Origin of the sequence: Curtobacterium sp. MCBA15_005 (assembly GCF_001864855.1) — a bacterium.
In the GTDB taxonomy this organism is placed as follows: domain Bacteria; phylum Actinomycetota; class Actinomycetes; order Actinomycetales; family Microbacteriaceae; genus Curtobacterium; species Curtobacterium flaccumfaciens.
In genome coordinates this window covers 17,303-43,381 of record NZ_MJGL01000001.1, presented here as the reverse complement: position 1 = coordinate 43,381, position 26,079 = coordinate 17,303, and the positions used below count along the sequence as shown (strand labels likewise).

Annotated in this window: 25 protein-coding genes and 1 tRNA gene; 12 read left to right on the top strand and 14 right to left on the bottom strand. The window is 70.7% G+C overall.

Going from position 1 to position 26,079, the window contains the following annotated elements; all coding sequences use genetic code 11:
• Positions 1-71: 71 nt before the first annotated feature.
• Complete coding sequence (locus BIU89_RS00215; protein ID WP_071244044.1) at positions 72-767, bottom strand: metal-dependent transcriptional regulator; 696 nt, start codon at positions 765-767, stop codon at positions 72-74.
• Between the two features lie 184 nt (positions 768-951).
• Between BIU89_RS00215 and serC the strand changes: the two genes are divergently transcribed.
• Entirely contained in the window at positions 952-2,067 is a 1,116-nt protein-coding gene (serC, locus tag BIU89_RS00210) for a phosphoserine transaminase (RefSeq protein WP_071244042.1), read from the top strand.
• 82 nt (positions 2,068-2,149) lie between these two features.
• On the opposite strand, the gene BIU89_RS00205 is transcribed toward serC, so the two are convergent.
• Together BIU89_RS00205 and BIU89_RS00200 are read right to left on the bottom strand one after the other, a co-directional pair.
• Positions 2,150-2,995 carry a DUF3027 domain-containing protein gene (locus BIU89_RS00205; RefSeq protein WP_071244040.1) on the bottom strand — a complete coding sequence of 282 codons (846 nt, stop codon included), beginning with the start codon at positions 2,993-2,995 and terminating at the stop codon, positions 2,150-2,152.
• Positions 2,996-2,999: 4 nt separating this feature from the next.
• Complete coding sequence (locus BIU89_RS00200) at positions 3,000-3,377, bottom strand: cold-shock protein (protein WP_017888041.1); 378 nt, start codon at positions 3,375-3,377, stop codon at positions 3,000-3,002.
• A gap of 55 nt (positions 3,378-3,432) precedes the next feature.
• Here BIU89_RS00200 and BIU89_RS00195 point away from each other — a divergent pair, with 55 nt between their 5' ends.
• From BIU89_RS00195 to BIU89_RS00175, 5 genes are all read left to right on the top strand, one after another.
• Positions 3,433-3,732 carry a hypothetical protein gene (locus tag BIU89_RS00195; RefSeq protein ID WP_071244038.1) on the top strand — a complete coding sequence of 100 codons (300 nt, stop codon included), beginning with the start codon at positions 3,433-3,435 and terminating at the stop codon, positions 3,730-3,732.
• A gap of 28 nt (positions 3,733-3,760) precedes the next feature.
• Positions 3,761-5,527: a helicase-associated domain-containing protein gene (locus BIU89_RS00190; protein ID WP_071244037.1), complete on the top strand. Its 1,767-nt coding sequence runs from the start codon at positions 3,761-3,763 to the stop codon at positions 5,525-5,527.
• Between the two features lie 48 nt (positions 5,528-5,575).
• Complete coding sequence (locus BIU89_RS00185) at positions 5,576-7,273, top strand: DNA repair helicase XPB (protein WP_071244035.1); 1,698 nt, start codon at positions 5,576-5,578, stop codon at positions 7,271-7,273.
• Positions 7,274-7,324: 51 nt separating this feature from the next.
• Complete coding sequence (locus BIU89_RS00180; protein ID WP_017888045.1) at positions 7,325-8,020, top strand: response regulator transcription factor; 696 nt, start codon at positions 7,325-7,327, stop codon at positions 8,018-8,020.
• A 66-nt stretch (positions 8,021-8,086) separates the two neighbouring features.
• The gene (locus BIU89_RS00175) at positions 8,087-9,781 is read left to right on the top strand and encodes a sensor histidine kinase (RefSeq protein ID WP_071244033.1); all 1,695 of its coding nucleotides are present in this window, start codon (positions 8,087-8,089) and stop codon (positions 9,779-9,781) included.
• A gap of 257 nt (positions 9,782-10,038) precedes the next feature.
• Here BIU89_RS00175 and BIU89_RS00170 read toward each other — a convergent pair whose 3' ends face one another.
• From BIU89_RS00170 to BIU89_RS00140, 7 genes are all read right to left on the bottom strand, one after another.
• Positions 10,039-10,935, bottom strand: coding sequence for a hypothetical protein (locus tag BIU89_RS00170; RefSeq protein WP_071244031.1), 897 nt, complete (start codon positions 10,933-10,935; stop codon positions 10,039-10,041).
• A 315-nt stretch (positions 10,936-11,250) separates the two neighbouring features.
• Complete coding sequence (gene groL / locus BIU89_RS00165; protein WP_017888048.1) at positions 11,251-12,873, bottom strand: chaperonin GroEL; 1,623 nt, start codon at positions 12,871-12,873, stop codon at positions 11,251-11,253.
• A 257-nt stretch (positions 12,874-13,130) separates the two neighbouring features.
• Entirely contained in the window at positions 13,131-13,334 is a 204-nt protein-coding gene (locus tag BIU89_RS00160; protein ID WP_017888049.1) for a cold-shock protein, read from the bottom strand.
• A 180-nt stretch (positions 13,335-13,514) separates the two neighbouring features.
• Complete coding sequence (locus BIU89_RS00155) at positions 13,515-14,120, bottom strand: LytR C-terminal domain-containing protein (RefSeq protein ID WP_027466596.1); 606 nt, start codon at positions 14,118-14,120, stop codon at positions 13,515-13,517.
• Positions 14,117-14,473, bottom strand: coding sequence for a DUF3263 domain-containing protein (locus BIU89_RS00150; RefSeq protein WP_071244144.1), 357 nt, complete (start codon positions 14,471-14,473; stop codon positions 14,117-14,119). Before BIU89_RS00150 ends, BIU89_RS00155 begins: the two co-directional genes overlap by 4 nt.
• Positions 14,474-14,570: 97 nt before the next feature.
• Positions 14,571-15,572, bottom strand: coding sequence for a DUF2332 family protein (locus BIU89_RS00145; RefSeq protein ID WP_071244030.1), 1,002 nt, complete (start codon positions 15,570-15,572; stop codon positions 14,571-14,573).
• A complete protein-coding gene (locus tag BIU89_RS00140; protein ID WP_071244028.1) occupies positions 15,572-16,045 on the bottom strand; it encodes a GNAT family N-acetyltransferase in 474 nt (157 codons plus the stop codon). Before BIU89_RS00140 ends, BIU89_RS00145 begins: the two co-directional genes overlap by 1 nt.
• Positions 16,046-16,110: 65 nt before the next feature.
• On the opposite strand from BIU89_RS00140, the gene msrB reads away from it, so the two are divergent.
• Both msrB and BIU89_RS00130 read left to right on the top strand, forming a co-directional pair.
• Positions 16,111-16,518: a peptide-methionine (R)-S-oxide reductase MsrB gene (gene msrB, locus BIU89_RS00135; RefSeq protein ID WP_027466599.1), complete on the top strand. Its 408-nt coding sequence runs from the start codon at positions 16,111-16,113 to the stop codon at positions 16,516-16,518.
• Between the two features lie 37 nt (positions 16,519-16,555).
• Positions 16,556-16,631: transfer RNA gene (locus BIU89_RS00130), tRNA-Thr, on the top strand.
• Between the two features lie 216 nt (positions 16,632-16,847).
• Here the strand turns inward: BIU89_RS00130 and BIU89_RS00125 are convergent.
• The gene (locus BIU89_RS00125) at positions 16,848-17,879 is read right to left on the bottom strand and encodes an aldo/keto reductase (protein WP_071244026.1); all 1,032 of its coding nucleotides are present in this window, start codon (positions 17,877-17,879) and stop codon (positions 16,848-16,850) included.
• Positions 17,880-17,932: 53 nt separating this feature from the next.
• Positions 17,933-18,718, bottom strand: coding sequence for an alpha/beta fold hydrolase (locus BIU89_RS00120; RefSeq protein ID WP_071244025.1), 786 nt, complete (start codon positions 18,716-18,718; stop codon positions 17,933-17,935).
• Between the two features lie 34 nt (positions 18,719-18,752).
• Between BIU89_RS00120 and BIU89_RS00115 the strand changes: the two genes are divergently transcribed.
• A complete protein-coding gene (locus BIU89_RS00115; protein ID WP_139178707.1) occupies positions 18,753-19,520 on the top strand; it encodes an NAD(P)H-hydrate epimerase in 768 nt (255 codons plus the stop codon).
• 11 nt (positions 19,521-19,531) lie between these two features.
• Here BIU89_RS00115 and BIU89_RS00110 read toward each other — a convergent pair whose 3' ends face one another.
• Positions 19,532-20,674 carry a glycerol dehydrogenase gene (locus BIU89_RS00110; protein WP_071244021.1) on the bottom strand — a complete coding sequence of 381 codons (1,143 nt, stop codon included), beginning with the start codon at positions 20,672-20,674 and terminating at the stop codon, positions 19,532-19,534.
• A 114-nt stretch (positions 20,675-20,788) separates the two neighbouring features.
• On the opposite strand from BIU89_RS00110, the gene ypfJ reads away from it, so the two are divergent.
• Positions 20,789-21,682 (top strand): KPN_02809 family neutral zinc metallopeptidase, encoded by an 894-nt coding sequence (gene ypfJ, locus BIU89_RS00105; RefSeq protein WP_071244142.1) that lies wholly within the window; start codon positions 20,789-20,791, stop codon positions 21,680-21,682.
• A 103-nt stretch (positions 21,683-21,785) separates the two neighbouring features.
• Here the strand turns inward: ypfJ and BIU89_RS00100 are convergent, their stop codons facing one another.
• Positions 21,786-22,718 (bottom strand): DsbA family protein, encoded by a 933-nt coding sequence (locus tag BIU89_RS00100; protein ID WP_071244019.1) that lies wholly within the window; start codon positions 22,716-22,718, stop codon positions 21,786-21,788.
• A gap of 243 nt (positions 22,719-22,961) precedes the next feature.
• On the opposite strand from BIU89_RS00100, the gene BIU89_RS00095 reads away from it, so the two are divergent.
• Positions 22,962-24,062 (top strand): ABC transporter ATP-binding protein, encoded by a 1,101-nt coding sequence (locus BIU89_RS00095; protein ID WP_071244017.1) that lies wholly within the window; start codon positions 22,962-22,964, stop codon positions 24,060-24,062.
• 84 nt (positions 24,063-24,146) lie between these two features.
• On the top strand, positions 24,147-25,460 hold the full coding sequence (locus tag BIU89_RS00090; protein ID WP_139178705.1) for a DUF4032 domain-containing protein: 1,314 nt from the start codon (positions 24,147-24,149) through the stop codon (positions 25,458-25,460).
• Positions 25,461-26,079 lie beyond the last annotated feature (619 nt).

Sequence of the window (26,079 nt, the reverse complement as noted above, 5' to 3'; positions counted from 1 at the left end):
GTTACCGTGTCGAGACCAAACGCCCCGTGTGTAACGAAACGGTAAAGACTCTCAGGGAGGACCAGGAACGGTCAGTCCCGCTCGATGTAGACGTGCTGCGCGACCTCGATGGGCAGCTCGATGCCCGAGTCCTCGCCCTCGACGCGGACCGCGACGTAGGCGCCCGCACGCTGCACGCTCGCCACGCGCCCGGGCATGACCCCGGCGGTGCGGAGCTGGTGCAGGAGCTCCGGTTCGAACTGCACGGGCTCGCCCAGGCGTCGGACGACCCCGGTCGTGACGGCGTCGGTGCCCTCGGTCGCGGCGACGATGTTCTGGACACCGTCGAGGAACCCGGCGGCCGCGGGGCCACCGATCTCGGCCAGTCCGGGGATCGGGTTGCCGTACGGCGATTCCGTCGGGTTGCCGAGCATCTCGAGCAGGCGGACCTCGACCTGCTCGCTCATGACGTGCTCCCACCGGCAGGCCTCATCGTGCACGAAGGCCCAGTCGAGTCCGATGACGTCGGCCAGCAGGCGTTCGGCCAGACGGTGCTTGCGCATCACGTGGGTGGCACGGGAACGACCTTCGTCGGTGAGCTCCAGGTGGCGGTCACCGGAGACGACGACCAGGCCGTCGCGCTCCATGCGGGCGATGGTCTGCGAGACCGTCGGGCCCGAGTGTCCGAGGCGCTCGGAGATGCGCGCGCGCAGCGGCACGATCGCCTCTTCCTCGAGGTCGAGGATGGTGCGAAGGTACATCTCCGTGGTGTCGACGAGATCGGTCACGGTCCGCCTCTCATGTCTGGGCCCAGCGCCGACCACACTACTTGTTCGCACCGACGAACACCGACCGGCGCCCGGGTGCACGTGAGAAAGGGTCATCCGACGCGGTGGACGAGCGGGTCGAACCCTCCCCGTCCGGCCGGTACACGGGCTCGAGCAGGCGGATCGTCGTCGGTAGGATCGGTGCATGGCAGACATCGTCATCCCGGCCGAACTCCTCCCCACCGACGGTCGCTTCGGCTGCGGTCCGTCGAAGATCCGCGGCGCCCAGCTCGAGTCCCTCGTGACGCGCGGTGCCACGATCCTCGGCACCTCGCACCGCCAGAAGCCCGTGAAGGACCTGGTCGGCAGCGTCCGCTCCGGCCTCGCCGACCTGTTCCAGATCCCCGAGGGCTACGAGGTCGTCCTCGGCAACGGCGGCTCGACCGCGTTCTGGGACGCCGCCGCGTTCGGCCTCATCGAGCGCCGTGCCGAGAACCTGTCCTTCGGCGAGTTCGGGTCGAAGTTCGCCAAGGCCGCAGCGGCCCCGTGGCTCGAGGCTCCGCACGTCGTCGAGGCACCGGGTGGCTCCCTCGCCGCACTCGAACCGGTCGAGGGCGTGGACGTCTACGCCTACCCGCACAACGAGACCTCGACGGGTGTCATGGCCCCGGTGGTCCGCGCGACCGGTGACGCCGGCGCCCTCACCGTCGTCGACGCGACCAGCGCCGCCGGTGGCGCCCTGTTCGACGTCAGCGCCACCGACGTCTACTACTTCGCCCCGCAGAAGAACTTCGCCTCGGACGGCGGCCTGTGGCTCGCGCTGCTCTCCCCCGCCGCGATCGAGCGGGTCGAGCGGATCGCCGCCTCCGACCGGTACATCCCGGAGTTCCTGTCGCTCAAGAACGCCGTCGACAACTCGCGCCTGAACCAGACCCTGAACACCCCGGCGATCTCCACGCTGCTGCTCCTCGACGAGCAGGTGCGGTGGATGAACGAGTCCGGTGGCCTGGCGTGGGCGGACCTCCGCACGAAGACCTCGTCGTCGACGATCTACGACTGGGCCGAGGCCAGCGACTGGGCGACCCCGTTCGTCACCGACCCCGCCGCTCGCTCCCAGGTCGTCGCCACGATCGACCTCGACGACTCGATCGACGCCAAGGCCGTGGCCGCGACCCTGCGTGCGAACGGCATCGTCGACACCGAGCCGTACCGGAAGCTCGGCCGCAACCAGCTGCGCGTCGCGACGTTCACCGCGATCGACCCGGACGACGTCGCGAAGCTCGTGCGCGCGATCGACTTCACGATCGACGCCCTGCGCTGACCTCGGGGACACCCGCCGGAACGAGGACGGGCCCGGCACCACCGGATCGGTGGTGCCGGGCCCGTTCGTCGGTCCGGGTGGGTCAGGCGCGGTGGAAGCCCGGGTCGGCCTCGCCGGCGTCGAGCTGGTCGACCTCGAGATCGGCGTCGGGCTCGAACGGCTGCACGCGGCGGGCACGGCGGCGACGGGGCGGTTGCGGGGCCTCGTCCTCGGCGGCGGAGGTATCAGTGTCGCTGTCGCTCACATCGGCGAGCGCATCGACGTCCACACCCTCGATGTCATCGTCGTCCGATTCGTCGAGGTCGTCCTCGTCGGCGTCGAACTCGTCGTCATCGTCGTCGTCGTCGTCCGACTCGTCGTCGTCCTCGTCGTCATCCGAGTCGTCGTAGTCGTCGTCCTCGTCCGAGTCCTCGTCGTCCGACTCGTCGTCGTCTTCGTCGTCGTCGGACTCGTCGTCGTAGTCCTCGTCGTCGGAGTCCTCGTCGGAGTCCTCGTCCGACACGTCCTCGGCGCCGTCCTCGCCCTCGTGCTCCTGCGCGGCCCGGTACTCGGCCAGTCGCTCGGACCACGGCACCCACTCGGGCGCGACGAGCGAGCCGTCCCCGGGCATCAGCTCGACCTCGAGCACGGTCGGTTCGTCGTCGCCGACCTTGGCGACGCTGACGGTCCACCGCCACCCGGGGTAGCCGGGCAGCCGGTTGGCGAACAGGACGGACACGACGCCGTCCCCTTCGTCCACGGTGCCGACGGGTGCACCGACGGTCGACTCCGGGGTGACCTCGAGCAACGCCTCGCGCGCCAGGTCGGTGTAGTCGATGGACGCTGCGTCGATGGGCGCTGCGTCAACGGACGCTGCGTCGGTCGGCGCTGCGTCGGTCGACGCTGCGTCGGGAGCCGTCTCGGCCCCTGCTGTCTCGGACTCGGTCATGGGGTCACGCCTCCAACTGGTCTGCGACGTGCCGCAGGATGGCGGCGATGCGATCGCCGTTCTTCGGGTAGCGGCCGTGGCGGAGGTCTCCGCTGATCCGGTCGAGTTCCTTCACCAGGTCCTCGACGATCACGGCCATGTCGTCCGCGGAGCGACGGGTCATCCGCGACAGCGACGGCTGGGGCTCGAGCAGCCGCACGGACAACGCCTGCGACCCCTTCTTGCCCTGGACGACGCCGTACTCCAGCCGCGTGCCGGCCTTGACGGTCACGACGCCGTCGGGCAGCGAGGACGCGTGCAGGAACACCTGGTCGCCGTCGTCTCCGGTGATGAAGCCGAAGCCCTTGTCGTCGTCGTAGAACTTGACCTTGCCGGTGGGCATGCGTGGACTCCTCGAGGTCGTGGTACGGCCGTGGTGCGTCGGATATCCTGGGTCGATGGCCAAGCCGACCCGATCAACCGGGAACCCGCAGGACTCCGCAGAACCCCCGGTGACGTTCAATCGTACCGAACGCGCTCTGGCGTTCATGATCGGTGGGATCATCATCCTCGGCTTGCTCTGCTTCGTCGCGATGATCATCATGTGGCTCACCGCACCGGCTGCCCAGGGTGCGATGCCGTGGCCGGTGGTCATGGCGATCCCGCTCTTCGGCTTCCCGATCGCCATGGTGCTGGTCTTCACGCTCCTCGGCATCACCTGGACACGTCGCGCACGAGCGAACCGGACGGCTCGCTGACGTCCGCCCCGGACGCTGGCACCGGACGATGACGACCACCGCCGACCTCGCCGCCCGACTCCGGGCGATGCCGGACGATGCGCTCGAGCGCCTCGTCGCGGCGAGGCGACTCCCCACCGCTGCACTCGCCGAGACGGGCCCGCAGCGCATCACCGACTTCTTCGACCTCGCCGAGGCACTCCGCAGCGACGACGCCGTGGACGCCGCCGTCGAGCACCTGCCGCGCGCGACGATCCTCGCACTGCGTGACGGCGGCGCCGTCGACGCGCTCGGCCCCGCGATCGAGCTCGGCCTCGCCGACGAGGACGGCGCGGTCGACGACGCGGTCGCCGCTCGCGTGGCCGCCCACCCCGACCTCACCTCGCTCGACGAGCAGCCTGGAGGCCCGGAGCAGGTCCGCCCCGCTGCTCCCGCCCTCGACGCCGCGGCGCTCGAGCGTGCGCGCACCACCGGTGCGGAGCAGGCGTTCGCGACGATGACCGTGCTCGCCGAACTGCTGCGGGCGGTCGACGCCGGCGCGGTCCGCGAACTCGTCAAGGGCGGGATCGGCATGCCGCTCGCCCGCACCCTCGCCGAGCGCATCGGCACCGACGCCGAACTCGTCGCCGGTCGCCTGGCGCTGCTCGACGGCATCGGGTTCGCCGACCCCGACACCGGACGCTGGATCGTCACCGACGCCGGGCACGCCTGGTTGCTCGCCGGGTGGCCGGAGCGCTGGGTGTCGCTGGTGGCCGCGTGGTCGGACACGCTCCCGCCCGCCGTGCACCAGGTGCTCGACCTGGCCGACGGGGACCTGCGCGACCTCGTGCCGCTCGGGCGCTGGGCGTACCCGGCGGGGTCCCGCTGGCTCGATGCCCTGCTGCTCGACGTCGCCGGCACTGCGGCGTCGCTCGGCCTGGCGGTCGACGGCATCGTGACGAGCACCGGCCGGGCGCTCCTCGACGGCGACGCCGAGCAGGCCGCCGACGACCTGCCGGGCACCGTCGAGCGGGTCTACCTGCAGCACGACCTCACCGTCATCGCACCGGGGCCGCTCGCGCCGGTGGACGACGACGCCCTGCGCACCGTCGCCGTGCTCGAGGCGCCGGGCCTCGCGGCGCGCTACCGCATCTCCGAGGACACCCTGCGCGCGGCGTTCCGGGCCGGACACTCCCGCGACGACCTGCTGTCCCTGCTCGGACGGCTGTCGGCCACCGGGATCCCGCAGCCCCTCGCCTACCTGATCGACCAGGTGGCCGGACGCGACGGCAGCATCGTCGTCGACCGGGGGCCGGGTGGCGTCGGGACCGAGGTCCGCGGCACCGCCGACCAGCTCGACCTCGTCGGGGTGGACGCCGAGCTCCGGCAGCTCGCGTGGGAGCGGCCCGACCTGACGACGCTGACCACGCGCTACCCGCCGCACGTCGTGCACACCGCGCTCGAGGACCAGCGCTACCCGGCCGTCCTGACGACCGCAGCCCGCCCCGAGGCGCACCACGGGCCTCCCGGCCGGCGCAGCCCCACCGGACGCTCGCCGGAACAGTCGGCGCACGCACTCGTCGAACGGCTCCGTCTGACGACGCAGCGCGGCGACGCGGAGCCGGAGCAGGAGTGGCTCGGTCGGCAGATCGACCTGGCCGTGCGCGGTCGCACGCCGATCCGTGTGACCGTCCGGATGCCGGACGGCTCGGAGCGGCCGTTCTCGATCGTGCCGACCTCGGTCGCGGCCGGACGCGTCCGCGGGCGGGACACGGCCGTCGACGTCGAGCGGACCCTGCCACTGTCGCTCGTCGTGTCGGTCGAGAGCGACGCCTGAGCCGCGCGGTCACCCGCACGCAGGTGCCGACGGCTAGGCTGGCAGGTCATGAACGGACCGCTGATCGTGCAGAGCGACCGCACCGTGCTCCTCGAGGTCGCGCACCCCGATGCCGAGGACGCACGCCACGAGCTCGCGGCCTTCGCCGAGCTCGAACGCGCTCCCGAGCACGTGCACACCTACCGGATCACCCGCCTCGGACTCTGGAACGCGCGCGCCGCGGGCCACGACGCCGAGGCGATGATCGACACCCTGGAACGCTTCGCGAAGTTCCCCGTACCGCAGAGCGTCACGGTCGACATCCGCGACACGGTCTCGCGCTACGGACGGCTCGTGATCCGTCGCGAGGAACGACCCGACGCGCCCGTGATCGCGAACTCCCCCACCGAGGAACTCGAGCGCCTGCCGCTCCTGCTCCTCACCGCCGAGGACCCGTCGGTGCTGGCCGAGGTCATCCGGTCGAAGCGCATCAAGCCGCTGCTCGGTGACATGCGGTCCTCGACCGAGGTCGAGCTGCAGCCGTGGGCGCGGGGACAGATCAAGCAGGAGCTCGTGAAGCTCGGCTGGCCGGCGGAGGACCTGGCGGGCTACACCCCTGGCCAGCCCCACCCGATCGACCTGGACACGGCCGAGTGGCACATGCGGCCGTACCAGGAGCAGGCCGTCGACACGTTCTTCGCCCAGGGCTCCGGCGTCGTCGTGCTGCCCTGTGGTGCGGGCAAGACGCTCGTCGGCGCGGGCGCGATGGCGACCGTCAAGGCGACCACGCTCATCCTCGTGACGAACACCGTCTCGGCGCGGCAGTGGCGCACCGAGCTCCTCAAGCGCACGACCCTGACGCCGGAGGACATCGGCGAGTACTCGGGCAGTGTCAAGGAGATCCGGCCGGTCACGATCGCGACCTACCAGATCCTCACCGCCCGCCGGAAGGGCGAGTACACGCACCTGTCGCTCCTCGACGCCCTCGACTGGGGCCTCATCGTCTACGACGAGGTGCACCTGCTGCCCGCGCCGGTGTTCAAGCTGACCGCCGACCTGCAGGCCCGCCGTCGCCTGGGCCTCACCGCGACGCTCGTGCGCGAGGACGGCCGCGAGGGCGACGTCTTCTCGCTCATCGGGCCGAAGCGGTACGACGCCCCGTGGAAGGAGATCGAGGCGCAGGGCTACATCTCGCCGGCCTCCTGCTACGAGGTCCGCATCGACCTGCCGCACCAGGACCGCCTGGAGTACGCGGCGTCGAGCGACGACGAGCGCTACCGGCTCGCCGCGACGTCCCCGGCCAAGACCCCCGTGGTGCGGGAACTCATCGAGAAGCATCGCGGTGAGCAGATCCTGGTGATCGGGCAGTACATCGACCAGCTCGACGAACTAGCCGCCTCGCTCGACGCCGCGGAGATCACGGGGGCGACCCCGGTCGACGAACGGGAGCGGCTGTACGACGCGTTCCGGGCCGGCGAGGTCGACGTGCTCGTCGTCTCGAAGGTCGCGAACTTCTCGATCGACCTGCCCGACGCGACCGTCGCCATCCAGGTCTCCGGCTCGTTCGGGTCCCGGCAGGAAGAGGCGCAGCGGCTCGGCCGGCTCCTCCGCCCGAACAAGGACGGCCTGCCCGCGTCGTTCTACACGCTCGTGGCCCGGGACACCGTCGACCAGGACTTCGCGCAGAACCGGCAACGGTTCCTGGCGGAGCAGGGCTACTCGTACACGATCCTGGATGCCGACCAGGTCCAGACGCCCGTGGGCTGACGTACGAACCGCTCCCAGGAAACCCCGAGGGAACAGTCAGAAGATAGGACCATGAGCGATGGCCCCAAGATCCTGATCGTCGACGACGAGCCGAACATCCGCGACCTCCTGACGACCTCGTTGCGCTTCGCCGGCTTCGCCGTGCGTGCGGTGGGCAACGGGGCACAGGCGATCTCCGCCGTGCTGGAAGAAGAGCCGGACCTCATCATCCTCGACGTGATGCTGCCCGACATGAACGGCTTCGGCGTGACCAAGCGTCTGCGTTCCTCGGGCTACACCTCGCCGATCCTGTTCCTCACGGCGAAGGACGACACCGAGGACAAGATCACCGGCCTCACCGTCGGCGGCGACGACTACGTCACCAAGCCGTTCTCGCTCGACGAGATCGTCGCCCGCATCAAGGCCATCCTCCGTCGCACCATGAACGACGAGGAAGACGCGATCATCCGCGCCGGCGAGCTCACGATGGACCAGGACACGCACGAGGTCACGATCGGCGACGCGCAGATCGAGCTCTCGCCCACCGAGTTCAAGCTGCTCCGCTACCTGATGCTCAACCCGAACCGCGTGCTGTCGAAGGCGCAGATCCTCGACCACGTGTGGGAGTACGACTTCAACGGTGACGCGGGCATCGTCGAGAGCTACATCTCGTACCTGCGCCGCAAGCTCGACCAGTACTCCGCCGAGCCGATCATCCAGACCAAGCGCGGCTTCGGGTACATGCTGAAGGCGTCCAAGGCCTCGTAGCACCATCACCTCTTCACGGCGGTCGTCCGGTTTCACCGGGCGGCCGCTGTCTATCGTTGGGGCAGCATGCACACGCGAATGAACCACTGGTGGGACGGGATCTCCCTGCGCACCAAGATCACCGGGATCACGGTGCTGCTCGTCGCGCTCGGATTGCTCGTCGCCGGACTCGGCACGATGACGGTGCTGTCCACCTACCTCATGCAGCAGCTCGACAACACGGTCAAGCAGACGACCGAGCAGCTCGAGGGTCAGAACATCAGTGACGGCGAGCAGTACTGCAAGCTGTCCGTCGTGGTGTCGCAGAGCGCCTACGTCGCCGCGTACGACGCCGACGGTGACCGGATCTGCCAGACGAAGGCGTCGAGCCGACCCGACGTCCGTGAAGCCACCCTGGTCGAGGCCTCGCAGTCGAACCAGCGCATCTCGCTGTACGACAGCCAGCACAACCACGAGTGGCGTGCCCAGATCATCCCGGCGTCGCTGCAGAACCAGTCCGACGGCACCACCGAGACCGGCTACGTGCTCATCGCCGTCTCCAGTGCCGGCACCGACGAGACGATCGGCAAGTTCACCGCGATCTTCCTCGGGTTCGGGGCCTCGGTGATCCTGCTCGGCGCCATGCTCACCCGGCTGCTCGTCACCGCGACCTTCGACCCGCTGCGCGACGTCGAGGACACCGCTGCCCGGTTCGCCGCGGGTGACTTCAACCAGCGCCTCGAGGCCGACACCCCGAACACCGAGGTCGGCCGCCTCAACCGCTCCCTCAACGTCATGCTCGAGCGGATCGACTCCGCGTTCGAGGACCGCGAGCGCACCATCGCCCAGATGCGCCGGTTCGTCGGGGACGCCTCGCACGAGCTCCGCACGCCGCTGGTGTCCCTGCGCGGGTACGCCGAGCTGTACCGGATGGGCGCCCTGCGCAAGGAAGAGGACGTCGCGCAGGCGATGGAGCGCATCGAGAAGGAAGCGCAGCGGATGGGCCTGCTCGTGCAGGACCTGCTGCAGCTCGCCCGCATCGACGAGTCGAAGCCGCTCGAGCTCGGCCCGGTCGACCTCGTCGCCATCGCCCGTGACTCGGCGCTCGACACGATGGCGTCCAACCCCGACCGCGAGATCCAGGTCCTCGTCGAGGACTCCCTGACCGGCGAGAGCGTGCCCCAGGCCGTCCGTCCGTCGGCGTCGTCGTCCATCGGCTCTCCGGACTCCGGCGAAGCACCGCCCGTGTCGCCCACCTCGGCGAACACCACCGGGCCGATCGCGTTCTCGCGCCAGACCATCGCCCGACTCCGGGCCCGTCGCACCCGCGCCATGAACATCGACGCCGGTGCCGCGCCGACCGACGAGACCACCCCGCTGCCCACGGTCGTGCTGCCGAAGCGCCCGCCGATCGTCCTGGCGGAGGAGAACAAGATCCGCCAGATCGTCACGAACCTGATGGGCAACGCCATGCGGTTCACGGCGAACGACGACCCGATCGAGATCGGCATCGGCGTGGACGACGAGCGCGGCATGGCACACCTCGACGTGATCGACCACGGTGAGGGCATCCCGCCGCAACTGCGCGAGAAGATCTTCCAGCGCTTCTGGCGTGCGGACACCTCCCGCGCCCGGGACACCGGCGGCTCGGGCCTCGGGCTCGCCATCGTGTCCGGCATCGTCGCGGCGCACCACGGCTCGGTCGAGGTCTTCGACACCGAGGGCGGCGGCGCCACCTTCCGCGTCTGGCTCCCCCTGCTCCCCCGCGACTTCTCCGCCTGAGCCGCGCGGGCCGTGCGGCCCGGCCGCTCGCGTCCCGCGGGCGTCCCGGGTGTCCCGTCCCGCGGCGTCCCGGGTGTCCCGTCTGTCCCGTCCCGCGGGCGTCCCGGGCGGTCACAACACCCCGTCCGACGCCGCCGAGCGGTCACGATCTGTCGTCTGCGCGCCCGCTGACCGACAGTTCGTGACCGGCCGGCGAGCGGCCGTCGACATGTCGTGACCGCCCGGCGACGAGATCTTCGGCGTGGCGATCACGGCCGTCACGCCGACAGCCGACGACTTCCGACCGCTCGGACCTCGAACGCCTGTCGGAGTCGCTCGAACAACACCGCGGGTCGGTGTGCGTCCGACGCCGTCGCGTGGATCACGAGCCAGTCGTTCACCACGAACCCGTTGTCCCGTCGTTGATCGTGTCGGAAGGTGTCGCGCTCGCGGTGGTGATCGCCGTCGTACTCCAACGCGATGCCGAACTCCGACCACGCCATGTCGACGCGGCCGAGGAACCGACCCGCACCATCGTGCACGTCGACGTTCAGCTCCGGCTCGGGGAACCCCGCTTCGACCACTGCCAGACGGAGCCAGGTCTCCTGCGGCGACTCGGCCCCGGCCCGGACGAGGTCCAGAGCGCGCCGAGCAGCGAGCGCGAAGCGTGTGCCGGGGCGGATCGACGCACGGAGGTCGTCCGCCGTCGCCAGCCCGGCTGGTCCGACGAGGTGGTCCCCGATCGCGACCAGCGCGTCCCGATCGACCACGCCGGCGCACTCGAACCACATCTGCGCGGGGACACTGACCGGGAAGCCGCGTTGTTCGACGGTCCTCGGCCGGTCCAGCCGGTGCGCGACCACGCCGGGCCGACGCATCCGGCACCCGTCCCTCGCGGTCGAGACGTGCACCGGGACGACCGCGCGCACCGACTGCGGCAGTGGCACACCCCAGATCGCGGCAGCCGTCGTGTGGCTGAAGAACTGGTCGGGACGCATGACCAGGGTGACGGCGCCGATGAAGTCCACCGAGTCGATCGGAGCACGCACACCGTGGACCGGGGCTGCCAGGTCGGTGCGCCGGAGTCGTTCCGGATCGATGCCGTGACCGACCGCATCGGCCACGCGGAAGGTGGTGCGGTCGAACGGAGCAGGGAGGCGACGGGGAGCTGACATGCCGTCATGGTCGTCGCGGGGCACGTGAGCCGACCACGCGCACTCGCAACCTGTGGAGAACGAGGTGAACCGGGCCTCCTGTGCGGGAGAGACGACCCCCGGACACGCCCAAGCCGCACGCACGAGCCGGCCACGACTCCCCGCTCCTGCACCGCCCGACGGTCACGATGTGTCGACTGGAACGGACCGAGCCGACGATTCGTGACCGCTCGGCGGACCTGAGCGGGGTGTTGTGACCTCCCGACCCGCCCCCGCCCCCACACACACAGAAGGGCCCCACACGCGCAGCGTGCGGGGCCCTTCCGTCAGACGGACTTAGAAGTCCATGCCACCCGTCGGGTCACCAGCCGGAGCAGCAGGGGTGCGCTCGGGCTTCTCGGCGACGACGACCTCGGTGGTCAGGAACAGACCGGCGATCGACGCAGCGTTCTGCAGCGCCGAACGCGTGACCTTGGCGGGGTCGATGATGCCGGCGGCGATCAGGTCGACGTACTCGCCGGTCGCGGCGTTGAGGCCCCAACCCGACTCGAGCTCGCGGACCTTGGCGGCGACGACACCCGGCTCGAGACCGGCGTTCAGCGCGATCTGCTTGAGCGGCGCGTCGATGGCCACGCGGACGATGTTCGCACCGGTCGCCTCGTCACCCTCGAGCTCGAGGGCCTCGAGTGCGACGGCACCGGCCTGGATGAGGGCGACGCCACCACCGGCGACGATGCCCTCTTCGACGGCAGCCTTCGCGTTGCGGACGGCGTCCTCGATGCGGTGCTTGCGCTCCTTGAGCTCGACCTCGGTCGCGGCACCCGCCTTGATGACGGCGACGCCACCGGCGAGCTTCGCGAGGCGCTCCTGGAGCTTCTCGCGGTCGTAGTCGGAGTCGGTCGCCTCGATCTCGGCACGGATCTGGCGGACACGGCCGGCGATCTGCTCGGCATCGCCGGCACCCTCGACGATCGTGGTCTCGTCCTTGGTGATGACGACCTTGCGGGCACGACCGAGCAGGTCGAGCGTCGCGTTCTCGAGCTTGAGGCCGACCTCTTCCGAGATGACCTGGCCGCCGGTGAGGATCGCGATGTCCTGCAGCATGGCCTTGCGGCGGTCGCCGAAGCCCGGGGCCTTGACGGCGACGGACTTGAAGATGCCGCGGATCTTGTTGACGACGAGCGTGGCCAGGGCCTCGCCGTCGACGTCCTCGGCGATGATCAGGAGCTGCTTGCCCGCCTGGATCACCTTGTCGACGACCGGCAGGAGGTCCTTGATGTTCGAGATCTTCGAGTTGACGATCAGGATGTAGGCGTCCTCGAAGACGGCTTCCTGACGCTCGGGGTCGGTGACGAAGTACTGCGACAGGTAGCCCTTGTCGAAGCGCATGCCCTCGGTGAGCTCGAGCTCGGTGCCGAAGGTGTTCGACTCCTCGACGGTGACGACGCCTTCCTTGCCGACCTTGTCGATGGCCTCGGCGATGAGCGCGCCGATGGTCGGGTCAGCGGCCGAGATCGACGCGGTCGCGGCGATCTGGTCCTTGGTCTCGATGTCCTTCGCGTTGGCGAGGAGCTGGTCGGAGACGGCGGCGACGGCCTTCTCGATGCCGCGCTTGAGCGACACGGGGTCGGCACCGGCGGCGACGTTGCGGAGGCCTTCGCGGACGAGCGCCTGGGCGAGGACGGTCGCGGTGGTCGTTCCGTCACCGGCGACGTCGTCGGTCTTCTTGGCGACCTCCTTGACGAGCTCCGCACCGATCTTCTCGTACGGGTCGTCGAGCTCGATCTCCTTGGCGATGGAGACACCGTCGTTCGTGATCGTGGGGGCGCCCCACTTCTTCTCGAGGACGACGTTGCGGCCGCGCGGGCCGAGCGTCACCTTCACGGCGTCGGCCAGCTGGTTCAGGCCGCGCTCGAGGCCACGGCGGGCCTCCTCGTCGAAAGCAATGATCTTAGCCATGTGGTTTTTCGTCCCTCCCGGACGTCGTCTTGGGGGTCGTGCTGGCACTCAGCGTGAGCGAGTGCCAACGCCGATTCTGGCACTCGCCGGGTGTGAGTGCAACACAGTCGGGAGGCTCGTGACGACTTCCCAGGACACGTCGCGTCCGGCGGACCCCGCACCACCGCCGCCGTCACGCTCCCGGCACCGGTCACCGTCCACGCACACGACGAACGCGCCGCCCCTGACGGGACGGCGCGTTCTGGAAGTGGTCGTGCTCAGGCGGGGCGGACGGACTCTGCCTGCGGGCCCTTCGACCCGGTGCCGACGTCGAACACGACGGCCTGGCCCTCCTCGAGGACCTTGTAACCCGACATGTCGATGGCCGAGTAGTGCACGAACACGTCCTGGCCCCCTCCATCCACGGTGATGAAGCCGAAGCCCTTTTCAGCGTTGAACCACTTCACGGTTCCGTTGGCCATGATCTCTTGCTCCCTGGTACTGCAGTGCGGAACGACGTGATCGTCGTCTGCATGGGACTCTGACCGAACCGGTCCGATCAGGCAAGAGGTGTGACGTTGTTTCACGTCGATTCCGTCAGAAATCAACGTGCCCGAAACACAGCCGTCACACAATGCGCGAATAACGCGGTGGAACCGGGATCAGCCGGTGTAGTCGGCGCCGAGGACGACGCTCACGTCGGCGTTCGGGAACGCCGCGGACTGCTGCACGGCCGTGACGCCGAGCTGCTTCGCGATGCCCTGCGCGACCGCCGCCTGCGACGCCTGCTGGTAGTAGACGATCGTCGACGTGGAGCCCGTCGTGCCGGCGTCTCCGGTGGAGGCGACCTGCCAGCCGGCGCCGGTCAGCGCCGCACTGGCCCGGCTGGCGAGGCCCGTGGTGGTCGTGCCGTTCAGCACGACGACGGTGGTGGTGCCCTGCTGTGCCGGCGTCGCGGCCGCGGCGCTGCCCGCCCCGGCCGAACCCGATCCGGCGGACGAGGACGCGGACGGCTTCGACGTCGCCGAGGGCTTCGCCGTCGCGGACGTCGACGTGGACGTGGAGGGCGAATCGGATCCGTTGAAGGAGTAGCTGCCGTTCAGCACCGCGAGGGCGAGCACCGCGACGCCGACGAGCACGCCGGTGGCGAGCGCCGCCCAGGCGAAGACGATCCAGCCACGACCGCGACGCTGTGCCCCGCGGTGCGCACCGACCCGCGGGCCGTCGGCGACGTCGTCGAACCGGTCTCGGGGGAATCTCGTGCTCATCGTTCCTCTTCACGTCCTTCGGGAGCTGCACCGGGCGCGACGAAGCTGCGCGTCGCCCGGGCGCTGGTGCGCGCGTGACGGAGCCGCTGCAGCCGGGTCACGAGCTGCGGGTCGTACGCGAGTGCCGCGGGTGAGTCGATCACGCGGTTCAGCACCTGGTAGTAGCGCGCCGCCGACATCTCGAACTCCACCCGGATCTCCGCTTCCTTCGTGCGGTCGTGCCGTGCCCGGTCCTGCTCGAACGACAGCACGTGCTTCGCGAGCTCACTGAGCTGGTCAGCACCGAGCTGGTCAGCACCGATCTGATCAGCGCTGCGCTGGTCGACGCTGCGTTCGTCGGTGGGGCTGGTCACGGCGGTTCCGATCACGTATCGGGTAACGGGTCTCGCACATCGTAGGGGTGGAGTCGATCCGGACCCTGGTACGGCGCTGGACTGTCGCGAACACCGGTCACAGGTTCGGCGCACGGAACCAGCGCACACGTGTGCCGAACGGATCGGAGACGGCGACCGCGACGCCGTCGAGCGAGACCGTCGCGAACGCGTCCGGGTCGGCCGCGTCGACGTCGTCGGGCAGCGTCGCCGCCACCCCGCGCAGGATCCCGGTGCGTTCGAGGGCGATCCAGTGCACGCCCCGCGCACGGATCAGGTCCACGAACCGCTGCCGGTCCGCGCCCGGCACGTAGACCAGGGTCCCGGTGGTCAGGACGACCGGTTCGACGTCGTCCGGCAGCGCGTCCAGTGCACGGTCGAGGTCGCCGGGCACGGCGCCGACGAGCCGGTCTGGAGGCACGGCGAGCGCCGCGCGCGCAGCCTGACGCATCAGGGCGGTCCGGTACGACGCCTCGGGCGGGACGGCCTCGACCAGCCGGTCGAACGCGCCGGGGACCGACAGGTCGATCGGGTTCGGGTCGAGGGCCACCCGGGCGCCGACCCTGATCGGGACGGTCGCGGGTGTGGGAACGGCCCCGGAGGCGTCCGCCACCAGCCGGACCGAGGGATCGGCGACCGCCGTGTGCATCCGGAGGACCGCGGCCCCGGAACCGACCCGGTAGTCCAGGGTCACCCGGTCCGGGATCGAGCACAGCCCGGCGGCGGCACCGGCGTCGACCAGGCCGAGCGGACGCGCGGACCCTTCGGCGAGCGCCGCGAACAGCGGGACGACCGGTGCGAGCCGTTGCGGGTCGTTGGCCTGCACCGTGGCGGAGGCGAGGGCCGTGATCAGCGCGGGGCGGGCCTCCAGGCCGAGCGCGCGCAGCGCATCCGGATCCGACGGGTCGGCGCCCAGCCGCCGCGCGACCGCGAAGAACAGTTCCGGCTGCCGCTGCTGCTCGGGGACCTCGGCGAGGAGCGCGACGAGGGAGTCGTCGAGCGACCGTGCCCAGGCGGCGTACGCCGGCGAGACGGCCTGGACGCGGTCGGCGTACGCGTCGTACCGGGCGCGGGTGTCCATCAGCGCCCGGGCCGGTGCATGCCGACGTGACGGATGCCGGCCTCGTCGTACGGCTCCCCGAACCGCACGAAGCCGTACCGCTCGTACAGGGCGGCGACGTACTCCTGGGCGTGCAGGACGAACGGGTCGTGCCCGTGTTCGTCGAGGACGGCGGCGACGAGCCGGCCGGCGATCCCCTGCCCACGGTGTCCGGGGTCGGTCGCGACCCGGCCGATCACCCACGCCGGTGGCTCCGCGCCGTCGGGGTGGACCTCGTCGGCCGCCGGACGGATGAGCCGCAGGTACCCAACCGCATCGGTGTCCGTGCCGAACCACCAGTGCTCGGTGTCGGGCTCGCGGTCACGGCCGTCGAAGTCCTCGGCGGTGACCCGCTGCTCGAGCGCGAACACGCGGTTGCGCAGGACGACGATGCCGTACAGTTCGTCCGTCGTCAGACGGGTCCAACGGGCGTGGTGCACGGAATGCTCGGACATCGTGGCGAGTTTAGTGAAGTGGTCGGGAGTGCCCGGAAGAGCCCGGCCGGAAGCAGGAGGAACCAATGGCATACAACGTCGACAAGTCCGACGCCCAGTGGCGCGAGGAGCTCTCCCCGGACCAGTACGCCGTCCTCCGCCAGGCGGGGACCGAACGACCGTGGACCGGTGAACTCCTCGACGAGGAGCGCGCCGGCGTCTACACCTGTGCGGCCTGCAACGCGGAGCTGTTCAAGAGCGGCACGAAGTTCGACTCCGGCTGCGGCTGGCCGTCGTTCTACGAGTCGGTGAACCCGGACGCCGTGCAGCTCATCGAGGACAACTCCCTCGGCATGGCCCGCACCGAGGTCCGGTGCGCGAACTGCGGTTCGCACCTGGGCCACGTGTTCCCGGACGGGTTCGGCACCCCCACGGGTGACCGGTACTGCATGAACTCGATCTCGCTGAACTTCTCGGAGAAGTCGGGCGAGTGAGCCCCGGACGCCCTCAGCGGTAGGATGAGCGGCGTCAGCCGGCATGGCGCAATTGGTAGCGCACCGTACTTGTAATACGGGGGTTGCGGGTTCAAGTCCCGCTGCCGGCCCCAGACGAAGCGATGCCCCGGGCGAAGTCTCGCCCGGGGCATCGGCACACGGAACGCGGATCAGGGGGCGTTCCGGGCGCTGGACGCGGTAACCAGCCGGTCGTGCGACGAGGATGACACCTCACCGACCCGCACGTCCACACCCGGACCCCACATCCGCGGAAATCCGCACGATGTGCACGAACGCGCAGCGGTCCTGTCCGGTCAGCGCCCGCCGGCTCAGCGCCCGCCGGTGATCTTCCGCTCCCGCTGCGCGACGCCGGCCGTGCCGTAGGGGTAGTCGTCGATGCGGGGAGCGCTGGCGTCGGTCAGCCGGGCGAGCTCGTCGTCGGTGAGCACCAGGTCCGCGGCACCGAGGTTGTCCTCGAGCTGCGACAGGGTGCGGACGCCCAGGATCACGCTCGTGACCGCGGGCCGGGCCAGCAGCCAGGCGAGTGCGACCTGCGACTTCGACGCGTCGTGGGCGTCGGCCACCTCGGAGACGGCGTCGAGCACCTCCCACGTGCGCTCGTCGCCGTTGCGGGCGTCCCACGCCTCCATGCCGCGCTGCGGGTTCTCGCCCAGGCGGGTGGCGCCGGACGGGGCCTCGTCGCGCTGGTACTTGCCGGAGAGCCAACCGCCGGCCAGCGGCGACCAGGGCAGCAGGCCGATCCCGGCGTCGAGGCAGGCGGGCACGACCTCGTGCTCGATGTCGCGGACGAGCAGGTTGTACTGCGGCTGCAGGGTGACGGGCGGTGCCCAGCCGTGCGACTTCGCCTCGTAGACGGCCTTGGTGACCTGGTAGCCGAGGTAGTTCGAGAACCCGTAGGAGCCGATCTTGCCGGCGGACACGGCGTCGTCGAGGAACCGCAGGGTCTCCTCGATGGGGGTCAGGGCGTCCCACGCGTGCATCTGGTACAGGTCGATGTGGTCGACGCCGAGCCGCTCGAGCGAGGCGTCGAGGGCCACGCGCAGGTGTCGTCGGGACAGGCCGAGGTCGTTCGGGCCGTCGCCCTGCGGGAACCGGCCCTTGGTGGCGAGGACGACCTGCGCGGCCTCGGTGGGGTGTGCTGCGAGCCAGCGGCCGATGATCCGCTCGGACTCGTTGCCGGAGTAGACGTCCGCCGTGTCGACGAGCGTGCCACCGGCGGCCACGAAGGCGTCGAGGATGGCGTGTGAGGTGGGTTCGTCGGCTTCGCTGCCGAACGTCATGGTGCCGAGGGTCAGCGTCGACACCGATGTCCCGCTGTTGCCGAGGAGTCTGTAGTCCATGGCGGGGACGGTACGCCCGGTGCCGTCCGACCGAGGGGACCCACGAGTACCCCTCAGCGCGGGGCGGACAGGAACCGCAGCGCCGCTTCGCGGAACGGCCGCGAGGTCGGGGCGTTGAAGTGGTTGCGCCCCGGGATCTCGAAGAAGGTGGCGTCCGGCGCGGCCTCGGCGAGCCGGACCGCGCTGTCGCGGATGCCGTCCTCGCTGCCCGCGGCGATCAGGAGCGGCTGCGCCGGGGCGTTCTCCGGGGTCGGCTCGATGCTGTTCCGCATCCCCTCGACCATGGCCACGAGCGCGCCGAGGTCGTTGCCCTCGACGTTGCCCGCCATCGTCAGGTAGCCGTTGGTGACGCGGTCCTCGATCGGGGTGCCGTCGGCGATGTACGCCTTCGCCTGGTCGACTCGGACGCGACGCATCGGGTCGGCGTCCGGGATCCCGCCGAACACCGCGCGCGAGATCCGGCCCGGCAGCCGCTCGGCGGTGTGCCAGCCGACCCGTGCGCCGAGCGAGTAGCCGAGGAACGCGACGTCGTCGAGCAGGTACGTGTCGATGACCGTGGTGACGTCGGCGACGAGCAGGTCCATCGAGTAGGCACCCGGGTCGTGCGGCTTCGCGCTCGCGCCGTGCCCGCGCTGGTCGAGCGCCAGGACCCGGTACCCGGCACGGACCAGGTGCCGCGTCCAGCCCGAGGCGTGCCAGTTGAGCACCGCACCGGACGCGAAGCCGTGCACCGCGATGACGGCCGGGGCGTCGGGGTCGCCGAAGTCGTAGGTCGCGAGTCGCAGCCCGTCGGGCGACATCACGAACCGGGGGCGGGGCGCTTCGGGGACGAGTGACATGTCCTCTCAAGCGTATCGGGGCAGTGTGGTGGCCATGGACGGCTACGGCGGCGATCAGATCCGGGCGGCGGAACGCCCCCACCTCGACGCGGGGGAACCCCTGATGCAGCGCGCCGCCGACGGGCTCGCGCGCATCGTCGGCGACCTGCTGGACGACCCGGCCGTGCGGCCGGTCGACGGGCCGGGATCCGTCCTCGTGCTCGCCGGCAGCGGCGACAACGGCGGTGACGCCCTGTTCGCGGGCGCTCGCCTGGCAGCGGCCGGGAGGCACGTGGCGGTCCTGCGCGTCGGCTCCCGTGTCCACGAGGCCGGCTTGGCAGCGGCGCTGGACGCCGGCGCCCGTCTGCTCGACGGCCCGTCCGGCGCCTCGGGACCGAGCTCGGGCGGAGCGGCCGACATCCTGCGGGCCGCCGGCCGGAGCGACGGCGAACGCCTGGCGGACGTCGCGACCGAGGCGGCGCTCGAGGCCGACCTGGTGCTCGACGGCATCCTCGGCATCGGGGCACGGGGCGCGAACGCGCTGCGGTCCCCCGCACGCGAGGTCGTGGACGCCATCCGTGAACTCGCCCGCGACCAGCGTGCGCCGTTCGTCGTCGCGGTGGACGTGCCGAGCGGCATCGACGTGGACACCGGCGGGGTCGCGGACGACCACGTCCTGCACGCCGACGTCACCGTCACCTTCGGCGGTGTGAAGGCCGGCCTGCTGACCGGACCCGCTGCCACCCTCGCCGGGCGGATCGAACTCGTCGACGTCGGGATCGGTGCGGACCTGGCGACGACGGAGCCGCTGATCCGCACCTGACCCCTCGCCCGTCAGTGGTGCTCGTACAGCACGGGCTCCGGCAGACCGTGCTCGGCGCGGATGCTGCGTGCGATGCCCTCGATGGCGACCAGGGCGTCGACCACGAGCTCCGGCGTCACCGGGAACGGCATGTTGTGGATGGTCTCGCCCTCCACCGTCGCGGCCTCGGCCACGGCGCGCAGCACATCACGGTCGTCGACCGTCAGGCCGATCTCGGTCAGGGTGTTCGGCAGGCCGACCTTCGTGGTGAAGACGACGAAGTCCTCGATCTCCTCGGCCGGGGCACCCTCGAGCACCAGCTGTGCGATCGTCCCGATGTTCACCTTCTGCCCGTGCGCCAGGCCGTGCGCCTGCGGAGCCGCGGTCAGCCCGTTGTGGATCGCGTGGGCGGCGGCGAGCCCACCGGACTCGAAGCCCAGGCCGGACAGCAGCGTGTTCGCCTCGACGACCTTCTCGAGCGCCGGGGTGACGACCTTGGCCTTGACGGCCTCGATGGCCTGCAGGGCGTTCTCGTGCAGGAGCTTCCACGACAGCTCGGCGAGCGCGACCCCGGTCTGGGTCTGCAGGCCGCCGGCCATGGTGTCGGCGTTGGCGCGCTTCGCGGCACGGGCCTCGACCCAGGTCGCCAGCGCATCGCCGATGCCCGCGACCAGGAACTGCACCGGCGCGTTGGCGACGAGCCTGGTGTCGATGAGCACCAGGTCCGGGTTGTGCGGGAAGAAGCGGTACTCGATGAACTCGCCCTCGGCGGTGTAGATGACGGCGAGCGCCGAGGTCGGGGCGTCGGTGGACGCGGCCGTCGGCACGCTGGCCCACCGGATGCCGGCGAGGTGCCCAGCGGCCTTCGCGGCGTCGATCGCGGAGCCACCGCCGAGCCCCACGATGACGTCGGCGTCCTTCGCGCGGATCTGCTCGACGAGCTCGTCGACGGCCTCGGGGGTGGCGAAGCGGCCGAACCCGACACGTTCCACGGCCAGGTCGGCGGATCGGAAGCTCTCGGTGACGGCGGTCTCGACGATGCCCCAGACCACGTCGTCGGCGACGATCAGGGGCCGCTTGCCGATCGGGGCGATGAACTCGCCGACGCGGGTGATCGCGTCCTTGCCCTGGACGTAGCGGGCGGGGCTCATCACGGTGCTGATGGGAGTGGCCATTGTGCGGTTCCTTCCGGTTGTACGACAGGTGTACGACGGGTGTCGGGGTGGCCGACGCCGCCGACGGTACGCGGGGCCACTGATCGGGAGGTGCTGATCGGTAGGTTCGGGATCATGACGTTCAACGACGACTCGCAACTCCGGGGCGGCAAGGTCAAGCGGCGGGGTCGCACCACGGCGATCGGCGGAGGCGCCGTGGGCGTCGGCGCCATCGTGGTGTTCCTGATCGCGCAGTTCACCGGCTTCGACCTGAGCGGGATCGTCGGCGGCGGCACCGGCCTGACGACGATCCAGCAGGAGGGCGAGTCCGCCGACGCCGCCCCCGAGTGCCGGACCGGGCGCGACGCCAACCTGCGCGTCGAGTGCCGGATGGAGGGCGCGGCCGAGTCGCTCGACGCCTACTGGACGTCCGAGGCGCGGTCGCTCGGCATCTCGTACACGTCACCGGAGTTCTTCCTGTTCCAGGACTCCACCGACACCTCGTGCGGGCAGGCCTCGGCCGCGACCGGCCCGTTCTACTGCCCGCCGGACCGTGCGATCTTCCTGGACACCGCGTTCTACGACGACCTGCAGTCGCAGTACGGCTCGTCCGGCGGTCCGCTCGCGCAGATGTACGTCGTCGCACACGAGTGGGGCCACCACGTGCAGCAGCTGCAGGGGTCGTTCGCGAACACCGACCGCTCCGGCACGGGTGCGTCGTCGGGCAGTGTCCGCGTCGAGCTGCAGGCGGACTGCTACGCCGGAGCCTGGGTCGGCGACGCCGCCACGACGAAGGACGCGAACGGCGAGACCTTCTTCGAACCGATCACCCGCTCCCAGATCACCGACGCCCTGTCGGCGGCGAGCGCCGTGGGCGACGACAGCATCCAGGAGCGCGCGACCGGCCGCGTCGACCCGGACTCGTTCACCCACGGGTCGAGCGAGCAGCGACAGCGCTGGTTCCTGCGGGGCTACCAGCAGGGCGCGACGAGCTGCGACACGCTGAGCATCCCGGGTTCGGCCCTGTAGCCGCACCGGTGACGGACGGGAGGCCCGGTTCCAGCTGGCACCGGGCCTCCCGTCCGTGGTCAGCGCGTCAGTGCCCGTGCTGACGTCAGCGCTCGTCCGGCTGTCAGCGCTTGGTCGGCGTGGCAGACGGGGTCGCGCTGGGCGTGGGCGTCGGGGTCGCGTCGGTCGCCCCGGCGGCCGTCACCACGAAGGTGCGGAAGTCGTCGTTCGTGACCGGGGAGGTCAGCTCGTAGCGCTGCCCGTTCACGAGCACGAGCGGGGTGCCGGGGAACTCCTTGAGCGTCGAGCCCGGGATCGTGCCCCCGGACACCGCCGTCGTCTGCTCGTCCACCCACTTGGCGTAGTCCTGGTCGGCGATGCAGCTCCGGACGGCGCTGCGTTCCTGCAGCCCCTGCACGCCCGTGACGACGTCGGTGAGCTCGGCGTCCGTCAGGCCCGCGGTGCCCTCGTCCGGCTGCTTCGCGAAGAGCGCCTGGTTCACCGCGTAGAACTGGTTCGGGGAGTGCTCGGCCACGCAGGCGGCGGCGTTCGCGGCGCGGAGGGAGTACTTCGTGCCCTGCGAGCGGTTCGACAGGATCGCGACGGGGTGGATGTCGACCGTGGCTGCACCGGAATCGACGAGGTCCTTGATGTAGTCGCCGTTCGCCTGCTCGAACTGGCCGCAGCCCGGGCAGAGGTAGTCGACGTACAGGGTGATCCGGACGGTGCCGGCGCCGTCGGTCGCGGCACTGCTCGGCGACGCGGAGGCCGATCCGGACGCGGACGCCGCGACGGGCTTCAGGCCCTGCCCGATGGTGATCCCGCCCTGCGACATGGTCGACGGGCCGGGGCCGGCGGGCTTCACGGAGTCGACCAGCACGAGCGTGACGATCGTCGCGGCGGCGAGGAGCACGACCCCGAGCCCGATCTGCAGGCCGAGCCGGACACCACGCTGGCGTCGCTTCTGCTGGGTCCGGGCACGCTGGGCTCGCTGGCGGGCGGCTTCACGGCGCTCGTTCCGCGCGGCGCGGGCGGCACCCTCGGGGCGGTTGTTCATCGGTGCGTCGTCCTCCTGATCGGTGTCCGCTCGGCGTTCCCCTGCTCGGCGGACGGACCCGGCGATTGTAGTGGGGCGCTCTGGGAAGCCGCCGACCAAGGGGGAAAACACTGGCGCACCCGGGTGAACTCGTGTTGTATGAACCTCGACAGTCGACGGCGACTGTCCGGGGCCCGTACGGGCACACCGCTTCACTCGGATCGTCCGGCACGTACCTGCCGGTGAAGGAAGGACCGAACGCTCATGGCGTCCGTCACCTATGACAAGGCAACCCGTCTCTACCCCGGAGGCAACCGTCCCGCGGTCGACTCCCTCGACCTGGACGTCGCCGACGGCGAGTTCCTCGTCCTCGTCGGCCCCTCGGGCTGCGGCAAGTCCACCTCGCTCCGCATGCTGGCCGGCCTCGAAGAGGTCAACTCCGGTCAGATCCGCATCGGCGACCGCGACGTCACGGACGTCCCGCCGAAGGACCGCGACATCGCGATGGTGTTCCAGAACTACGCGCTGTACCCGCACATGACCGTCGCCGAGAACATGGGCTTCGCGCTCAAGATCGCCGGCGTCGGCAAGGAAGAGCGCGCCACCCGCGTGCAGGAAGCCGCCAAGCTCCTCGACCTCGAGGACTACCTCGGCCGCAAGCCGAAGGCGCTCTCCGGTGGTCAGCGTCAGCGCGTCGCGATGGGCCGTGCGATCGTCCGTCAGCCGCAGGTGTTCCTCATGGACGAGCCGCTGTCGAACCTCGACGCCAAGCTCCGCGTCCAGACCCGCACGCAGATCGCGTCGCTGCAGCGTCGTCTCGGCGTCACCACGGTCTACGTCACGCACGACCAGACCGAGGCGCTCACCATGGGTGACCGCATCGCGGTGCTCAAGGACGGCATCCTGCAGCAGGTCGGCACCCCGCGCGACCTGTACGAGAAGCCGAACAACGTGTTCGTCGCCGGCTTCATCGGTTCGCCGGCCATGAACCTGCTGCCCGCCGACGTCATCGAGGGCGGCATCAAGTTCGGCACGCTCAACCACGCGATCGACCGCGACACCCTGTCGAACGCCCGTGCCGCACAGATCACGGTCGGCATCCGCCCCGAGGACGTCATCGTGTCGCAGTCCGGCGAGGGCCTGCCCGTCACGGTCGACGTCGTCGAGGAGCTCGGCGCCGACGGCTACCTCTACGGTCACGCCGACGTGAACGGCCAGCGCGCCGACATCGTCGCCCGTGTCGACGGTCGTGCGCACCCGTCGATCGGTGACACGATCGTCATCACGCCGAAGCAGGGCCACGTCCACGCCTTCGACACCGAGTCGGGCGACCGCCTCGACGACAAGGCCGTCGTCAGCGCGTAACCAGCGCACTCCCCCGAGAGCCCGCGCCCGCCTCACAAGGGCGGACGCGGGCTCTCGGCTGTCCCCGACACCAGAGGAACCACCGTGCCCGACTCGATGTCCATCACCGCCGCCACCGTCGACCCCGGCCTGCTCGACCTGCCGTGGGACCTGCCGCTCGCCGACTGGCCCGACGACACGATCGTCGCGCTGCCGAAGGGCATCTCGCGGCACCTCGTGCGGTTCGTGCACCTGAGCGGGTACGTCGCCGCGGTGAAGGAGACCGGCGAAGAGGTCGCCCGGTCCGAGTACGAGATGCTCCGGACCCTGCAGCGCATGGACGTGCCGTGCGTGGACCCGGTCGCGGTCATCACGAACCGCGTCGACGCCGACGGTGAACCACTGCACCCCGTGCTGGTGACCCGCCACCTGCGGTTCTCCCTGCCCTACCGCGCGCTCTACTCGCAGACGCTGCGCCCCGAGACCGCCACCCGCTTGGTCGACGCCCTCGCGCTGCTGCTCGTCCGCCTGCACGTCATCGGCTTCTACTGGGGCGACGTGTCCCTGTCGAACACGCTGTTCCGTCGCGACGCCGGGGCCTTCGCCGCGTACCTGGTCGACGCCGAGACCGGCAAGCTCTACCCCGGCGGGCTGTCGAACGGCCAGCGCGAGAACGACCTCGAGGTCGCCCGCGTGAACATCGCCGGCGAGCTGCTCGACCTCGAGGCCGGCGGTCGACTCGACGAGAACGCCGACCCCGTCGACGTCTCGAACCGCATCGTCGCCCAGTACCGGACGCTCTGGACCGAGCTCACCGGCACCGAGCAGTTCGACATCAAGGAACGCTGGCGCATCAACGACCGCGTCGAGCGCCTGAACGAGCTCGGCTTCGACATCGAGGAGCTCTCGATCCACACGACCGAGGGCGGCTCGCAGGTCCGGATCCAGCCGAAGGTCGTCGACGCCGGGCACCACCAGCGCCGACTGCTGCGGCTCACCGGGCTCGACGCCGGTGAGAACCAGGCCCGGCGCCTGCTCAACGACCTCGACTCGTACCGTGCCCGCAACGGCCGTGACGAACTCGACGAGGAGATGGTGGCGCACGAGTGGGTCTCACGGGTCTTCGAGCCCGTCGTCCGCTCGATCCCCCGCGACCTGCGCGGCCGGCTCGAACCCGCCGAGGTGTTCCACGAGCTGCTCGAGCACCGCTGGTTCATGTCCCAGCAAGAAGAGCGTTCCGTCTCCCTGCCCGAGGCCACGACCGCCTACATCAACGACGTGCTCCGACACCGTCGCGACGAGCGCCTGCTCATCAACCCGCCGACCTCGTCGATCACCGTGCCGATCCCGGTGCTGGACGACGACGCCGACGGGTCCGACGAGTCCGACGACGTCGACGACTGGCGCGCCACGGTCTGACGCGGTCTCCGCTCGGTCACGGCACCCCGCCGGGTGGGCGCCGACCGGTCGCAGACCGTCGTCTGCGGCGTCGCGCAGCGACGACTCGTGACCACACGGCGGGCACCAGCCGACGTGTCCTGACCGTTCGGGGGTCGAGAACGCGACCGTCTGGAGGCCCGTCCCGCGTCCCGGAGACCGGCGCCGGCCCTCCAGACCGTCACGCCCAGCCCCGCCGGTGGTGACGTCGGACGTCGAGCGGTCACGACACCCCGCCGGACGAACGTCGACCGGTCACGGACCGTCACCTGCCGCGTCGCGCAGCGACGACGCGTGACCGCACGGCAGGCACCAGCCGACGTGTCCTGACCGTTCGGGGGTCGAGAACGCGACCGCCTGGAGGCCCGGCGCGGGTCCCGGAGACCGGCGCCGGCCCTCCAGACCGTCACGCCCAGCCCCGCCGGTGGTGACGTTGGACGTCGAGCGGTCACGACACCCCGCCTGGCGAACCTCGACCGGTCACGGACCGTCACCTGCCGCGTCGCGCAGCGACGACCCGTGACCGCACGGCAGCCACCAGCCGACGTGTCCTGACCCTTCGAGCCCGGCCCAGGCAGCACCGTGAGCAGGAATGGTCGCC

Bases quoted from the DNA above. Each gene is read 5' to 3' on its own strand.
- serC (WP_071244042.1), top strand. From the start codon at position 952: ATGGCAGACATCGTCATCCCGGCCGAACTCCTCCCCACCGACGGTCGC.
- BIU89_RS00205 (WP_071244040.1), bottom strand. From the start codon at position 2,995: ATGACCGAGTCCGAGACAGCAGGGGCCGAGACGGCTCCCGACGCAGCG.
- BIU89_RS00200 (WP_017888041.1), bottom strand. From the start codon at position 3,377: ATGCCCACCGGCAAGGTCAAGTTCTACGACGACGACAAGGGCTTCGGC.
- BIU89_RS00195 (WP_071244038.1), top strand. From the start codon at position 3,433: ATGGCCAAGCCGACCCGATCAACCGGGAACCCGCAGGACTCCGCAGAA.
- BIU89_RS00190 (WP_071244037.1), top strand. From the start codon at position 3,761: ATGACGACCACCGCCGACCTCGCCGCCCGACTCCGGGCGATGCCGGAC.
- BIU89_RS00185 (WP_071244035.1), top strand. From the start codon at position 5,576: ATGAACGGACCGCTGATCGTGCAGAGCGACCGCACCGTGCTCCTCGAG.
- BIU89_RS00180 (WP_017888045.1), top strand. From the start codon at position 7,325: ATGAGCGATGGCCCCAAGATCCTGATCGTCGACGACGAGCCGAACATC.
- BIU89_RS00175 (WP_071244033.1), top strand. From the start codon at position 8,087: ATGCACACGCGAATGAACCACTGGTGGGACGGGATCTCCCTGCGCACC.
- BIU89_RS00170 (WP_071244031.1), bottom strand. From the start codon at position 10,935: ATGTCAGCTCCCCGTCGCCTCCCTGCTCCGTTCGACCGCACCACCTTC.
- groL (WP_017888048.1), bottom strand. From the start codon at position 12,873: ATGGCTAAGATCATTGCTTTCGACGAGGAGGCCCGCCGTGGCCTCGAG.
- BIU89_RS00160 (WP_017888049.1), bottom strand. From the start codon at position 13,334: ATGGCCAACGGAACCGTGAAGTGGTTCAACGCTGAAAAGGGCTTCGGC.
- BIU89_RS00155 (WP_027466596.1), bottom strand. From the start codon at position 14,120: ATGAGCACGAGATTCCCCCGAGACCGGTTCGACGACGTCGCCGACGGC.
- BIU89_RS00145 (WP_071244030.1), bottom strand. From the start codon at position 15,572: ATGGACACCCGCGCCCGGTACGACGCGTACGCCGACCGCGTCCAGGCC.
- BIU89_RS00140 (WP_071244028.1), bottom strand. From the start codon at position 16,045: ATGTCCGAGCATTCCGTGCACCACGCCCGTTGGACCCGTCTGACGACG.
- msrB (WP_027466599.1), top strand. From the start codon at position 16,111: ATGGCATACAACGTCGACAAGTCCGACGCCCAGTGGCGCGAGGAGCTC.
- BIU89_RS00125 (WP_071244026.1), bottom strand. From the start codon at position 17,879: ATGGACTACAGACTCCTCGGCAACAGCGGGACATCGGTGTCGACGCTG.
- BIU89_RS00120 (WP_071244025.1), bottom strand. From the start codon at position 18,718: ATGTCACTCGTCCCCGAAGCGCCCCGCCCCCGGTTCGTGATGTCGCCC.
- BIU89_RS00115 (WP_139178707.1), top strand. From the start codon at position 18,753: ATGGACGGCTACGGCGGCGATCAGATCCGGGCGGCGGAACGCCCCCAC.
- BIU89_RS00110 (WP_071244021.1), bottom strand. From the start codon at position 20,674: ATGGCCACTCCCATCAGCACCGTGATGAGCCCCGCCCGCTACGTCCAG.
- ypfJ (WP_071244142.1), top strand. From the start codon at position 20,789: ATGACGTTCAACGACGACTCGCAACTCCGGGGCGGCAAGGTCAAGCGG.
- BIU89_RS00100 (WP_071244019.1), bottom strand. From the start codon at position 22,718: ATGAACAACCGCCCCGAGGGTGCCGCCCGCGCCGCGCGGAACGAGCGC.
- BIU89_RS00095 (WP_071244017.1), top strand. From the start codon at position 22,962: ATGGCGTCCGTCACCTATGACAAGGCAACCCGTCTCTACCCCGGAGGC.